A 15,169-nucleotide genomic window follows, 5' to 3' on the forward strand; every position below is an offset into this window, starting at 1 on the left:
GTGATTTGTATCTAATAAATCGCGAAAAAATTGCTAAAAGTGATGATATGAGAAAGGAAGTCTAGAATGTATTGGTTTTTCCTATCGCAAATATTTTCCTGGAGAAATTACCTTTTTAAAGCTAATTATGCTATCGTAACTTGATTAGATTCAAACAAGTCCATTCAAGGAGAATATAATGACAACTCAGTTAGATTCACTTCGTAATATGACCGTCGTTGTGGCTGATACTGGCGATATTGATGCCATTAAAAAATACCAACCGCAAGATGCAACAACAAACCCATCTTTAATTTTAAGTGCTTCAGCATTACCACAATATGCACCATTAATTGATGAAGCGGTTGCTTATGCAAAAGCACAAAGTGCAGACAAAACGCAACAATTAATTGATGCAGAAGATAAATTAGCGGTAAACATCGGTTTAGAAATTTTAAAAATTGTTCCAGGACGCATTTCAACAGAAGTAGATGCTCGTCTTTCTTACGATACCCAAGCAACCGTTGAAAAAGCACGTAAACTTATCGCACTTTATAATGCGACAGGCATTTCAAATGATCGTATTTTGATCAAAATTGCTTCAACCTGGCAAGGTATCCGTGCGGCAGAAATTCTTGAAAAAGAAGGGATTAACTGTAACTTAACCTTATTATTCTCCGAAGCGCAAGCGCGTGCATGTGCTGAAGCGGGTGTTTATTTAATTTCGCCATTCGTCGGTCGTATTTTAGACTGGTATAAAGCAAATACCGACAAAAAAGAATATGCTCCGGCAGAAGACCCAGGTGTAATTTCTGTAACCAAAATTTATAACTACTACAAAGAATATGGTTATAAAACGGTGGTGATGGGCGCAAGTTTCCGTAATGTAGGTGAAATCACTGAATTAGCGGGTTGTGACCGTTTAACTATTGCTCCTGCTTTACTTAAAGAATTACAAGAAAACACAGCTCCACTTGTGCGTAAATTAGAGTATAAAGGTGAAGTAAAAGCGAAACCTCAACCATTAACTGAAGCTGAATTCTACTGGCAACATAACAGTGATGCGATGGCTGTCGAAAAATTAGCAGATGGTATTCGTAAATTTGCAGTTGACCAAGAGAAATTAGAAGCGATGCTTTCAGCAAAACTTTAATTTGATAGAGAAGAAAGTGCGGTTAGAAATAACCGCACTTTTTGTTTATGCAGGGAACAAAAGTGATTTTTTGAAAACTAAAAAATACGATTTCAATAATGGCTAACAGAAAGAGCAATCTCAAGGCTTAAATAAATTCTTTTGTAGTTATCTTTCAAGTTGGTTAGAATAAAGACAATTTTTTGTAATAGGAAAGTGGAATGAAAAAAGCACCTTTACTTGCGGTAGGCTTAATGGCAACGGCTGTTTTAACAGGTTGTGCAACTAAAGCTGATGGTGAACGCAATGATAAATTAGAAGGTTTTAACCGTACGATGTTTGATTTTAACTATAAAGTCATGGATCGCTATGTGTTGGAACCAGCAGCAAAAGGCTGGCGTGATTACGTGCCGACACCGATCACAAAAGGTTTATCCAATGTGGCAAACAACTTGGATGAGCCAGTGAGCTTTGTAAACCGTTTATTAGAAGGTGAGCCGAAAAAAGCCTTTGTTCACTTCAACCGTTTTTGGATTAACTCAACCTTTGGTATTGGTGGCTTATTTGACTTTGCAAGTGCAAGTAAAGAATTACAGGTTTATGATCAACGTAGCTTTGGGGAAACATTGGGCACCTACGGTGTAGATGCGGGAGCCTATATTGTGTTGCCTATCTATAATGCGACGACACCTCGTCAATTAACAGGGGCAGTAGTTGATGCAGCTTATACCTATCCGTTCTGGAATTGGGTAGGTGGTCCGTGGTCACTTGTGAAATACGGTGTGCAAGCGGTAGATAAACGCTCGAAAACATTGGACCAAACCGAGTTGCTAAATCAAGCACAAGATCCTTATGTCACCTTCCGCGAAGCTTATTATCAGAATTTAGAATTTAAAGTAAATGATGGTAAAGTGAAAGAAGGTTCACAGAAAGAACTCTCTGATGATGTATTAAAAGAGATTGATTAAGAATACTCATATAAGTGATTAAGACGCTTATATGTTAGGATAGTAAGCGTGTTTATACGTCAAGATTAAAGGAGAATATCATGACTAAAATCATTCATACAGAAAAAGCCCCTGCCGCAATCGGCCCTTATGTTCAAGCGGTAGATTTAGGTAATTTAGTTTTAACATCGGGACAAATTCCCGTTAATCCGGCGAATGGTGAAGTGCCGAAAGATATTGTGGCTCAAGCGCGTCAATCTTTAGAGAATGTGAAAGCGATTATTGAACAAGCGGGTTTGACCGTGGGTGATATTGTGAAAACTACTGTGTTTGTGAAAGATCTGAATGATTTTGCAGCAGTAAATGCAGAGTACGAGAAATTCTTCAAAGAAAATAATCATCCTAACTTCCCTGCACGTTCTTGTGTAGAAGTTGCTCGCTTGCCAAAAGATGTTGGCTTAGAAATCGAAGCGATTGCGGTAAGAAAATAATAGGAAAGTGCGGTTAAGATCTGCAGATTTTTTCTACAATAGACTTTACAAGAGCGAGATTAATCACTATAATCTCGCTCCTAAATTACGCTTAGCGTAAAATTTCTGGTTGGTGCTTGACCTATTCAAGCCCCGTCCAAGACCGTAGGGAATGGTTAGCAATAATCGTCTTAATAATCCTACGTAGATGGTGAACAGAATAAGAATATTTCTTGCTTCTGGGCACCGAAGTCATCCTAGTCTGAAAGATAACTCTTTCGATGAGGTAAATTAATTCCGAGAAATCGGAGTGTATTCAGGAGCTAAAAGCCAATGGCATTAAATCTTCAAGACAAACAAGCAATTGTTGCTGAAGTAAATGAAGCAGCCAAAGGTGCACTTTCAGCAGTAATCGCAGATTCTCGCGGTGTAACTGTTGATAAAATGACTGAATTACGTAAATCAGCACGTGAAGCTGGCGTTACAATGCGTGTAGTTCGTAATACTTTATTACGTCGCGCGGTTGAAGGCACAGATTACGAATGCTTAAAAGATACGTTTGTAGGTCCAACACTTATCGCGTTCTCTAACGAACATCCGGGCGCAGCTGCTCGTTTGTTCAAAGAGTTTGCTAAAGCAAACGATAAGTTTGAAATTAAAGGTGCAGCCTTTGAAGGTAAGATCCAAGATGTTGAATTCTTAGCAACATTACCAACTTACGAAGAAGCAATTGCACGTTTAATGGGCACAATGAAAGAAGCTGCGGCAGGCAAACTTGTTCGCACTTTTGCGGCATTACGCGACAAATTACAAGAAGCAGCTTAATCATTAAGCGTTTCTTACTTCATTTAACTTTATTAATTTTAGGAATTGATTGTTATGTCATTAACTAACGAACAAATTATTGAAGCGATTGCTTCTAAATCTGTAACTGAAATCGTTGAATTAATCGCAGCGATGGAAGAAAAATTCGGCGTTTCTGCAGCAGCAGTAGCAGCAGCTCCAGCAGCTGGCGGCGCAGCAGCAGCGGCAGAAGAAAAAACTGAATTCGACGTAGTTCTTGCTGAAGCTGGTGCTAACAAAGTAGCAGTTATCAAAGCAGTACGTGGTGCAACTGGTTTAGGCTTAAAAGAAGCTAAAGACTTAGTTGAATCTGCTCCAGCTAACTTAAAAGAAGGCATTTCTAAAGAAGAAGCTGAAGCACTTAAGAAAGAATTAGAAGAAGCTGGTGCAAAAGTAGAAATCAAATAATTTTTGATTCACTTATGTCCTGTTTCTCAGGCTTAATGGCTGGTGGTTTACCATCAGCCATTTTGTGCTATCAAAAACAGCACAAAAAACAGATAGGCATTTTCCGTTTAATGGTATCTGTTTCCACTTAAATTAATCAGACGTTTTAATTTAAGTAACCCACTACAGAAGTAAGGTTCAGAGTGCGGTATCCGAAACGGCGTCAATCTCCGATATAAATAAAAGCGTCAATCAATTTGACCGCACTTTTTTATATCAACTCGGTCTCACTAAAATTTACAGAGGAAAACCAATAATGGGTTACTCCTATACTGAGAAAAAACGAATTCGTAAAGACTTCGGCAAACGTCCGCAAGTTTTAAATGTACCTTATTTATTAACCATCCAATTAGATTCTTTTGATAAATTCATTCAAAAAGATCCTGAAGGTCAACAAGGCTTAGAAGCTGCATTCCGTTCTGTATTCCCAATCGTAAGCAATAACGGTTATACAGAATTACAATATGTTGATTACCGTTTAGAAGAGCCAGAATTTGATGTGCGTGAATGCCAAATTCGTGGTTCAACTTATGCAGCAGGTTTACGCGTAAAATTACGTTTGGTTAGCTACGATAAAGAATCTTCATCACACGCAGTCAAAGACATTAAAGAAAGCGAAGTATATATGGGTGAAATCCCATTAATGACTGACAACGGTACTTTTGTTATCAATGGTACTGAGCGTGTTATCGTTTCACAATTACACCGTAGCCCGGGCGTATTCTTTGATTCTGACAAAGGTAAAACACACTCTTCAGGTAAAGTGCTTTATAACGCACGTATCATCCCTTACCGTGGTTCTTGGTTAGATTTCGAATTTGATCCAAAAGATAACTTATATGCGCGTATTGACCGTCGTCGTAAATTACCGGCAACCATTATTTTACGTGCGTTAGGTTACACCGTTGAAGAAATCTTAAACTTATTCTTCGACAAAGTAACTTTCGAAATCGCTGGCAATAAATTATTAATGACATTAGTGCCAGAACGTCTACGTGGTGAAACGGCGACATTTGATATTGAAGCAAATGGCAAAGTCTATGTAGAACGCGGTCGTCGTATTACAGCTCGTCACATCAAAGCATTAGAAAAAGATAATGTGACACAAGTTGAAGTGCCAACTGAATATATCGCAGGTAAAGTTGCAGCGAAAGATTATGTAGATCTTGAATCTGGTGAAATCATTTGCCCAGCAAATGGAGAGATTTCTTTAGAAGTGTTAGCGAAATTATCGCAAGCAGGCTATAAAGTGATCGAAACATTATTCACTAATGACTTAGATTACGGTCCATATATTTCTGAAACATTACGAGTTGATCCAACTTACGATCGTGTAAGTGCGTTATATGAAATTTATCGTATGATGCGTCCAGGTGAACCACCTACACCAGAATCTTCTGAAGCATTATTCAATAACTTATTCTTCTCTGCAGAACGTTATGATTTATCTGCGGTAGGTCGTATGAAGTTTAATCGCTCGTTAGGTATTCCTGAAGGCGAGGGTACGGGTATTTTAAGTAACGACGATATCATTCGAGTGATGAAAAAACTCATCGATATCCGTAATGGTCGTGGTGAAGTGGATGATATCGACCACTTGGGTAACCGTCGTATTCGTTCTGTGGGTGAAATGGCAGAAAACCAATTCCGTATTGGTTTAGTTCGTGTAGAAAGAGCGGTTAAAGAGCGTTTATCCTTAGGCGATTTAGATGCGATCACGCCACAAGACTTAATTAATCCGAAACCAATTTCTGCGGCAGTGAAAGAATTCTTTGGTTCTTCACAACTTTCGCAATTCATGGACCAAAACAACCCATTATCAGAAGTAACACACAAACGTCGTATTTCTGCATTAGGTCCAGGCGGTTTAACGCGTGAACGCGCAGGCTTTGAGGTACGTGACGTACATAACACCCACTATGGTCGTTTATGTCCAATCGAAACCCCTGAAGGTCCAAACATCGGTTTGATCAACTCACTTTCTGCGTTTGCGCGTACGAACGATTACGGTTTCTTAGAAACCCCATATCGTAAAGTGGTTGATGGCCAAGTAACCGAGGAAATCGAATATTTATCTGCGATTGATGAAGCAAACTACATCATTGCACAGGCGAACTCAAACCTTGATGAGAACAATCGCTTTACAGATGCATTCGTTACTGCTCGTGGTGAACGTGGTGAATCTGGTCTTTATAAACCAGAAGAAATTCACTATATGGACGTTTCAACCCAACAAGTCGTATCTGTGGCTGCAGCGTTAATTCCATTCTTAGAGCATGATGATGCGAACCGTGCCTTAATGGGTGCGAACATGCAACGTCAAGCGGTTCCTACCTTACGTGCCGATAAGCCGTTAGTAGGTACAGGTATGGAAAAACCAATCGCACTTGACTCAGGTGTGGCTGTTGTAGCAAAACGAGGTGGTACAGTTCAATACGTTGATGCTTCTCGTATCGTTATCAAAGTAAATGAAGACGAAACTGTAGCAGGCGAAGCGGGTATCGATATTTATAACTTAATTAAATACACCCGTTCTAACCAAAATACCTGTATCAACCAAATTCCTTGTGTGAATTTAGGCGATCCAATTAACCGTGGTGAAGTATTAGCTGATGGTCCTTCAACAGACTTAGGTGAATTAGCATTAGGTCAAAATATCCGCGTGGCGTTCATGCCTTGGAACGGTTATAACTTCGAAGACTCAATGTTAGTTTCTGAGCGTGTTGTACAACAAGACCGCTTCACGACAATCCACATTCAAGAATTATCTTGTGTGGCGCGTGATACGAAATTAGGTTCTGAAGAAATCACTGCGGATATTCCAAACGTAGGTGAATCTGCATTAAGCAAATTGGATGAATCAGGTATCGTTTATGTGGGTGCTGAAGTGAAAGGTGGTGACATCTTAGTCGGTAAAGTAACCCCTAAAGGCGAAACGCAATTAACACCAGAAGAAAAATTGTTACGTGCAATCTTCGGTGAAAAAGCATCTGATGTGAAAGACTCTTCATTACGTGTACCAAACAGCGTAAGTGGTACTGTAATTGACGTTCAAGTCTTCACCCGTGATGGCGTAGAAAAAGACAAACGTGCATTAGAAATTGAAGAAATGCAGTTAAAACAAGCTAAGAAAGACCTTTCTGATGAATTAGAAATTTTAGAAGCTGGCTTGTTTGCTCGTGTACGTAATGTACTTATCGCTGGCGGTATTGATGCAGCTCAATTAGATAAAATGGATCGCACCAAATGGTTAGAACAAACCATTTCTGATGAAGAAAAACAAAACCAATTAGAACAGCTTGCTGAGCAATATGAAGAATTACGTAAAGAGTTTGAACACAAACTTGAAGTACAACGTAAGAAAATCATTAAAGGCGATGACCTAGCACCAGGCGTGTTAAAAGTGGTTAAAGTTTACCTTGCGGTGAAACGTCACATCCAACCGGGTGATAAAATGGCGGGTCGTCATGGTAACAAAGGTGTTATCTCAAAAATCAACCCTGTGGAAGATATGCCATACGATGAAAACGGTCAACCGGTTGAAATCGTATTGAACCCACTGGGCGTACCGTCTCGTATGAACATCGGTCAGATCTTAGAAACCCACTTAGGCTTAGCGGCGAAAGGTATCGGTGATCAAATCAATGCGATGATCAAACAAAAACAAGATGTTGAGAAACTTCGTGGCTATATGCAAAAAGCATATGATTTAGGTCATGGCGCACAAAAAGTTGATTTAAGCACCTTTAGCGATGACGAAATCATGCGTTTAGCGGAAAACCTACGTAAAGGTTTACCGGTAGCAACACCTGTGTTTGATGGTGCTGCTGAGCAAGAAATCAAAGAAATGTTGAAACTTGGTGGCTTACCAACTTCAGGTCAGATTACGTTATACGATGGTCGTACTGGTGAGAAATTTGAGCGTCCAGTAACCGTAGGTTATATGTACATGCTCAAATTGAACCACTTAGTTGATGACAAAATGCATGCTCGTTCAACTGGTTCTTATAGTCTTGTTACTCAACAACCACTTGGTGGTAAAGCACAATTCGGTGGTCAACGTTTCGGTGAGATGGAGGTATGGGCACTTGAAGCATACGGTGCGGCTTACACCTTACAAGAAATGTTAACCGTGAAATCCGATGACGTGAACGGCCGTACGAAGATGTATAAAAACATCGTTGGCGGTAACCAGCAAATGGATCCGGGTACACCGGAATCTTTCAACGTAATTATGAAAGAAATCCGTTCACTTGGTTTGAATATCGAGTTAGACGAAGAGTAATCGACAAACCTGTCTTCCTCTGTTCGCAGGGGAAGCAAAAGGAAGAAATCGCCGAAGTGCGGTTAAAAAACAAAATATTTTTGACCGCACTTTGAAACCCTTAACTCCGACAGGAGACTATTTGTGAAAGACTTAGTTAAGTTTTTAAAAGCACAATCAAAAACGAGTGAAGATTTTGATGTGATTAAAATTGGGTTAGCTTCTCCAGACATGATCCGTTCTTGGTCATTTGGTGAAGTTAAAAAACCTGAAACAATCAACTATCGTACGTTCAAACCTGAGCGTGATGGTCTTTTCTGTGCACGTATTTTCGGGCCAGTAAAAGATTACGAATGTTTATGCGGTAAATATAAACGCTTAAAACACCGTGGTGTGATTTGTGAAAAATGTGGTGTTGAAGTTACACAAACTAAAGTGCGTCGTGAACGTATGGGCCATATCGAATTGGCTTGTCCAGTTGCACACATTTGGTTCTTAAAATCACTTCCGTCCCGTATTGGTTTATTACTTGATATGCCATTACGTGATATTGAACGTGTGCTTTACTTTGAAATGTACATCGTGACCGAACCGGGTATGACCGATTTGGAGCGTGGACAGTTATTAACTGAAGAACAATTCCTTGATGCAGAAGACCGTTGGCAAGATGAATTCGAAGCGAAAATGGGTGCTGAAGCAATTCAAGATTTACTTAAAGGTATTGATCTTGAAGTGGAATGTGAAAAATTACGTGAAGAGTTACAAGAAACTAACTCTGAAACAAAACGTAAGAAAATCACTAAACGCTTAAAATTATTAGAAGCTTTCCAACAGTCTGGTAATAAACCAGAGTGGATGGTGATGACTGTATTACCAGTACTTCCACCAGATTTACGTCCATTAGTACCATTAGATGGTGGTCGTTTTGCAACGTCTGACTTGAACGATTTATATCGTCGCGTGATCAACCGTAACAACCGTTTAAAACGTTTATTAGATTTAATCGCACCAGATATTATCGTGCGCAACGAAAAACGTATGTTACAAGAATCTGTTGATGCGTTATTAGATAATGGTCGTCGTGGTCGTGCGATTACGGGTTCTAACCGTCGTCCATTAAAATCACTTGCGGATATGATCAAAGGTAAACAAGGTCGTTTCCGTCAAAACTTATTAGGTAAACGTGTTGACTATTCAGGCCGTTCTGTAATCACTGTAGGTCCATACTTGCACTTACACCAATGTGGTTTACCGAAGAAAATGGCATTGGAATTATTCCGTCCGTTTATCTATGCAAAATTAGAAAGCCGTGGTTATGCAACCACAATTAAAGCGGCTAAGAAAATGGTTGAGCGTGAAGACGCGATCGTTTGGGATATCTTGGCAGAAGTTATTCGTGAGCACCCAATTCTATTGAACCGTGCGCCAACACTTCACCGTTTAGGTATCCAAGCGTTTGAACCACTTCTAATCGAAGGTAAAGCAATCCAGTTACACCCACTTGTTTGTGCGGCGTTCAACGCGGACTTCGATGGTGACCAAATGGCGGTTCACGTACCATTAACACTTGAAGCGCAGTTAGAAGCGCGTGCGTTAATGATGTCAACCAACAACGTACTTTCACCAGCAAACGGTGATCCAATTATCGTTCCATCGCAAGACGTGGTGTTGGGTCTTTATTATATGACCCGTGAAAAAGTAAACGGTAAAGGCGAAGGGATGTTACTGCAAGATCCGCGCGAAGCTGAAAAAGCGTATCGCACAGGTGAAGCAGAGTTACATTCTCGCGTTAAAGTACGTATTACTGAATATGTGAAAAATGAAGCTGGCGAATTAGAAGAGAAAACCACATTAACCGATACCACTATCGGTCGTGCAATCTTATGGATGATCGCGCCGAAAGGCATGCCTTATTCATTGTTCAACCAAACATTAGGTAAAAAAGCAATTTCTAAACTTATCAACGAAGCGTATCGTCGTTTAGGTTTGAAAGAAGCAGTAATGTTTGCTGACCATATTATGTATACCGGTTTTGCTTATGCTGCACGTTCAGGTTCTTCTGTGGGTATCGACGATATGGTTATCCCAGAGAAAAAATACGAAATTATTTCTGCAGCGGAAGAAGAAGTGGCAGAAATTCAAGAACAGTTCCAATCTGGTCTTGTGACAGCTGGCGAACGTTATAACAAAGTAATCGATATTTGGGCTGCGGCAAATGAGCGCGTAGCGAAAGCGATGATGGAAAACTTATCTCAGGAAGAAGTAATCAACCGTGAAGGTAACCCTGAGAAACAAGCCTCTTTCAACAGTATCTTTATGATGGCTGACTCTGGTGCGCGTGGTTCTGCAGCTCAGATTCGTCAGTTAGCAGGTATGCGTGGTTTGATGGCGCGTCCAGATGGTTCGATCATCGAAACCCCAATTACAGCGAACTTCCGTGAAGGTTTGAACGTACTTCAGTACTTTATTTCAACCCACGGTGCGCGCAAAGGTTTGGCGGATACCGCATTAAAAACAGCAAACTCTGGTTACTTAACTCGTCGTTTAGTTGACGTGGCACAAGACTTAGTGATCGTTGAAGATGACTGTGGTACACACGAAGGCTTAGTCATGACTCCATTAATCGAAGGTGGCGATGAGAAAGTTCCACTTCGTGAATTAGTGTTAGGTCGTGTTGTAGCTGAAGATGTGTATAAACCAGGTACAGAAGAAATCTTAATTGCACGTAACACTTTATTAGATGAAAAACTTTGTGATGTGTTAGATGCAAACTCAGTGGACAGCGTAAAAGTACGTTCTGTTGTAACTTGTGATACTGACTTTGGTGTATGTGCGAAATGTTACGGTCGTGACTTAGCGCGTGGTCATCTCATCAACCAAGGTGAAGCAGTTGGTGTTATCGCTGCTCAATCTATCGGTGAGCCAGGTACACAGTTAACCATGCGTACGTTCCACATCGGTGGTGCAGCTTCTGCAGCAGCGAAAGAATCTAGCGTACAAATCAAAAACAACGGTACTTTACACCTTGCTAACGCGAAATTCGTTGTTAATGACGAAGGTAAATTAGTTTTAACTTCTCGTAATACTGAATTAACGGTGACTGATGAATTTGGTCGTACGAAAGAACACTATAAAGTGCCTTACGGTACAGTATTGAATAAAGCAGACGGTCAAGAAGTATCAGCGGGTGAAACAGTGGCAAACTGGGATCCACATACCATGCCAGTTGTATCTGAAGTATCAGGTTTTGTGAAATTCATCGATATCGTGGACGGTTTAACTGTAACTCGTCAAACGGATGAATTAACTGGCCTTTCTTCTATCGTGGTACAAGACGTGGGTGAACGTGCAACTGCAGGTAAAGATTTACGTCCAACCATCAAATTAGTTGATGCAAAAGGTAACGATATCTTCTTACCTGAAACTGACGTTATTGCACAATACTTCTTACCAGGTAAAGCAATCGTAAGTTTAGATGACGGTGCGGAAGTGAAAGTGGGTGAACCACTTGCACGTATTCCACAAGAATCTGTAGGTACTAAAGATATTACCGGTGGTCTTCCACGCGTTGCTGATCTATTCGAAGCTCGTAAACCGAAAGAGCCTGCTATCTTGGCAGAAATTTCAGGTATCGTGTCCTTCGGTAAAGAAACCAAAGGTAAACGTCGCTTGCTAATCACCCCAACTGAAGGTGAAATCTACGAAGAAATGATTCCAAAATGGCGTCAACTAAACGTATTTGAAGGCGAGATGGTAGAACGTGGTGATGTGATTTCTGATGGTGCAGAGACTCCACATGATATCTTACGTTTACGCGGTGTTCGTGCTGTAACTGAATATATCGTGAACGAAGTGCAAGAAGTTTACCGCTTACAAGGGGTAAAAATTAACGATAAGCACATCGAAGTTATCGTACGTCAAATGTTACGTAAAGCAGTTATCACGAAAGCTTATGACAGCGAATTCCTCGAAGGGGAACAAGTTGAAGTGGCTCGCGTGAAAATTGTAAACCGTAAACGTGAAGCGGAAGGTAAACTACCAGTTGAATTTGAACGTGAATTACTTGGTATTACTAAAGCGTCATTGGCGACAGAATCCTTCATTTCTGCAGCATCGTTCCAAGAAACTACTCGCGTGCTTACTGAAGCTGCAGTGGCGGGTAAACGTGATGAATTACGTGGCTTGAAAGAGAACGTAATCGTAGGTCGTTTAATCCCTGCTGGTACTGGTTTTGCGTATCACCAAGGTCGTCACAAAAAACGTATTGTAGACGATGTTGTGATTAAATTGTCTGAAGACGATGAAGCAGCAATTGCTGATGAATTCGTGATGACAGCAGATGATGCAACAACTAACTTGGCAGAAATGCTTAATATGGCAGATGATGCAGAGTAATCGCTAATCGATAAAAGAAAACCCGAGTTTAGGCTCGGGTTTTTTATTATCTCAATAAAGAAAGTGCGGTCAGTTTTTAACGAATTTTTCTTTTGGAAAAGTATCGAAAAAATGACCGCACTTTCTTTTTATCAATAAAAAAGCCACCTTAATCGGTGGCTTTGAAATATTTTGCTTAAGCTAAGATTACCAGCCTTTTACAACACCATCTTTAAAGTGTTTTTTCGCTTCTTGGTAAACTTCTTCAGTTTGGTATGCTTTGACGAAATCTTGGATTGCTTTGCTGTCTTTGTTATCAGTACGTGAAACAATAATGTTTACGTATGGAGAATCTTTATCTTCTACGAATACACCGTTATCTTGTGCATTTAAGCCAACTTGACCCGCATAAGTGTTATTTACAACCGCAAGATCAACATCATCTAATGCACGAGCTGCAACAGAGGTATCCACTTCAGAAATTTTTAAGTTTTTCGGATTTTCAACGATATCTGCTACAGTTGAAAGAAGATCGTTAGAATTTTTAAGTTTGATTAAACCTTGTTTCTCAAGGAGGATTAATGCACGACCACGGTTTGATGGGTCATTTGGCACAACAACTTTCGCGCCATCTTTTAATTCATTTACATTTTTGATGGTTTTAGAATATCCAGCAAGTGGGTAAACAAAGGTATTGCCAACGATCACTAAGTTGTTTAAGTTTTTCGCTTTTACATCTTCATCTAAGTAAGGTTTGTGTTGCATTGCGTTAGCATCTAAATCACCTTTAGATACAGCCGTGTTTGGCAATGCGTAGTCATTGAATAAAACAAATTCAACATTTAAGTTGTATTTGTCTTTTGCAACTTTTGCAGCGGTTTCGGCTACTTGGTGCTCAGGACCAGCCATTACACCAACTTTGATTGATGTTGCTGCAGGCGCAGTTGACGCTGCATCTGCTTTTTTCTCTTCTTTACAACCTGTTAATACTAATGCTGACGCGATAGCGGTGATAGCAAATAAGTTTTTTAATTTCATGTTTTTTCCTTGTTGTGAATAAAATGGTATAGAAAATAATTAACGGTGATCCACTCGTTTTGCGAGCGTATCGCCTAATTTTTGACTGAGCATGACGATTATCACGATAACAATCGTAGCCGCCCAAGTTACCGATGGCATATTGCGATAGACACCATAGTTAATGGCAAGACTTCCTAAACCGCCACCGCCTTGCGTTCCCGCCATTGCGGTATAGCCAATTAATGTCACGAAGGTGAGTGTAATCGCATTAATAAGCGTTGGTAAAGATTCAGGCAAATAGAATTTACGAATAATTTGCCAATTGGTTGCGCCCATGGCTTTTGCTGTTTCAGTCAAACCGGTTGGGATCTCAAAAAGTGCATTGCTCGTAAGACGTGCAAAAAATGGTGTTGCTGCAGCACTTAATGACACAATTGCCGCATTAGAACCAATGCTCCCGCCAGGAAGTAACCAACTGGTAAGCGGAATTAAAGCAAGTAACAAAATAATATAAGGGATTGAACGTCCGATATTAATAATGACGTTTAAGAACGCATTGAGTTTTTTGTTTTCTAAAATCGCCCCTTTATTGGTTAAAAAGGTTAAAAAACCAAGTGGTAAGCCTAATAAAGCCGCAATTAATGTCGACAATACCGACATATAAACCGTTTCAACAGTTGATACCGTTAATAAACTCGCAAAATTATCAGGGAATTGTTGGCTAAATGTTGCCCATAACTCATTGAACATAGCCTAGCACCTCTACTCGAACGTTATTTTCCATTAAATAAACTTTGGCTTGCGTAATAGCATCTTCATCACCTTCAACCTCCGCAATGGTAAAGCCAAATTTTACCCCACCGGCATAATCAATTTGTGATGTTAAGATACTGAGTTCAACACCAAATTTTTTTGATGCTTGAGAAAGTAATGGGGCATCTACTGAACGACCTGTAAATTCAAATTTGATGATCGGATACGATTTGGCATGTTTTGGTGTATCAGATAGATTTTCTAAATATTCTTCCGGCAAGGTAATGTGGAAGGTAGAGCTGATAAACTCTTGAGCTAATTCTGTTTTCGGATTAGAGAAAATTTCGCTAACTGTGCCTTGTTCAATCAGGCGACCTTTATCAATCACTGCAACTTGATCACAGATGCGTTTAACCACTTCCATTTCATGGGTGATAAGAAGAATGGTGATACCTAAAGTGCGGTTGATTTCTTTTAATAATTTTAGAATGGATTGAGTTGTGGCCGGATCCAATGCGCTGGTGGCTTCATCACAAAGTAAGACTTTTGGATCGCTTGCAAGTGCACGAGCAATAGCTACACGTTGTTTTTGACCGCCTGAGAGATTAGCAGGATACACATTATGTTTATCACTTAATCCTACAAGTGCTAAAAGTGCAGTCGTTTTTTCTTGAATTTCTGCTTTTGATTTATTTTCTAATTCAAGTGGCAACGCTACGTTTTCAAAAACGGTTCGAGAGGTCAACAAATTAAAATGTTGGAAAATCATGCCGATTTGGCGGCGTGTTTTCACTAATTCAGCGTCAGAAAGTTGAGTCAGATCCACATCATCGATGACAACGGCACCATGAGTCGGTCTTTCTAATAAGTTTACACAACGGATAAGTGTACTTTTACCTGCACCAGAAGCACCAATGACACCGCAAATCTGCCCCTTCGG

General features: G+C 40.0%; 10 protein-coding genes (1 of these 10 only partly in view). 7 read left to right on the forward strand and 3 right to left on the reverse strand.

Features of this window, described 5'->3' with window-relative positions; all coding sequences use genetic code 11:
- The first annotated feature begins 178 nt into the window (after window positions 1–178).
- The 7 genes from tal (at window position 179) to rpoC (ending at window position 12,477) form a co-directional block, all read left to right on the forward strand.
- Window positions 179–1,132, forward strand: coding sequence for a transaldolase (tal, locus tag INQ00_RS03815; RefSeq protein ID WP_197547344.1), 954 nt, complete (start codon window positions 179–181; stop codon window positions 1,130–1,132).
- A 200-nt stretch (window positions 1,133–1,332) separates the two neighbouring features.
- Window positions 1,333–2,079, forward strand: coding sequence for an MlaA family lipoprotein (locus tag INQ00_RS03820; RefSeq protein ID WP_197547345.1), 747 nt, complete (start codon window positions 1,333–1,335; stop codon window positions 2,077–2,079).
- 80 nt (window positions 2,080–2,159) lie between these two features.
- A complete protein-coding gene (locus INQ00_RS03825; RefSeq protein WP_197547346.1) occupies window positions 2,160–2,549 on the forward strand; it encodes a RidA family protein in 390 nt (129 codons plus the stop codon).
- Between the two features lie 312 nt (window positions 2,550–2,861).
- A complete protein-coding gene (gene rplJ, locus INQ00_RS03830) occupies window positions 2,862–3,353 on the forward strand; it encodes a 50S ribosomal protein L10 (protein WP_197547347.1) in 492 nt (163 codons plus the stop codon).
- 54 nt (window positions 3,354–3,407) lie between these two features.
- Window positions 3,408–3,779 (forward strand): 50S ribosomal protein L7/L12, encoded by a 372-nt coding sequence (gene rplL, locus INQ00_RS03835; protein WP_049357197.1) that lies wholly within the window; start codon window positions 3,408–3,410, stop codon window positions 3,777–3,779.
- A 295-nt stretch (window positions 3,780–4,074) separates the two neighbouring features.
- Window positions 4,075–8,103, forward strand: a complete 4,029-nt coding sequence (rpoB, locus tag INQ00_RS03840; RefSeq protein ID WP_197547348.1) for a DNA-directed RNA polymerase subunit beta — start codon at window positions 4,075–4,077, stop codon at window positions 8,101–8,103.
- 123 nt (window positions 8,104–8,226) lie between these two features.
- Complete coding sequence (gene rpoC, locus INQ00_RS03845) at window positions 8,227–12,477, forward strand: DNA-directed RNA polymerase subunit beta' (RefSeq protein WP_197547349.1); 4,251 nt, start codon at window positions 8,227–8,229, stop codon at window positions 12,475–12,477.
- A gap of 186 nt (window positions 12,478–12,663) precedes the next feature.
- On the opposite strand, the gene INQ00_RS03850 is transcribed toward rpoC, so the two are convergent.
- The 3 genes in view from INQ00_RS03850 to metN are tightly spaced (at most 39 nt apart) and all read right to left on the reverse strand, a layout consistent with a single transcriptional unit that may run on beyond the window.
- Window positions 12,664–13,494, reverse strand: coding sequence for a MetQ/NlpA family lipoprotein (locus tag INQ00_RS03850; RefSeq protein ID WP_197547350.1), 831 nt, complete (start codon window positions 13,492–13,494; stop codon window positions 12,664–12,666).
- Between the two features lie 39 nt (window positions 13,495–13,533).
- Window positions 13,534–14,226, reverse strand: coding sequence for a methionine ABC transporter permease (locus INQ00_RS03855; RefSeq protein WP_111304832.1), 693 nt, complete (start codon window positions 14,224–14,226; stop codon window positions 13,534–13,536).
- Window positions 14,216–15,169 carry the 3' portion of a methionine ABC transporter ATP-binding protein MetN gene (gene metN / locus INQ00_RS03860; RefSeq protein ID WP_197547351.1) on the reverse strand. Its footprint extends 84 nt past the window's final position, so only the last 954 of its 1,038 coding nucleotides appear in the window; its start codon lies beyond the right edge, outside the window; its stop codon occupies window positions 14,216–14,218. Before metN ends, INQ00_RS03855 begins: the two co-directional genes overlap by 11 nt.

This window comes from Haemophilus parainfluenzae (assembly GCF_014931275.1).
In the GTDB taxonomy this organism is placed as follows: domain Bacteria; phylum Pseudomonadota; class Gammaproteobacteria; order Enterobacterales; family Pasteurellaceae; genus Haemophilus_D.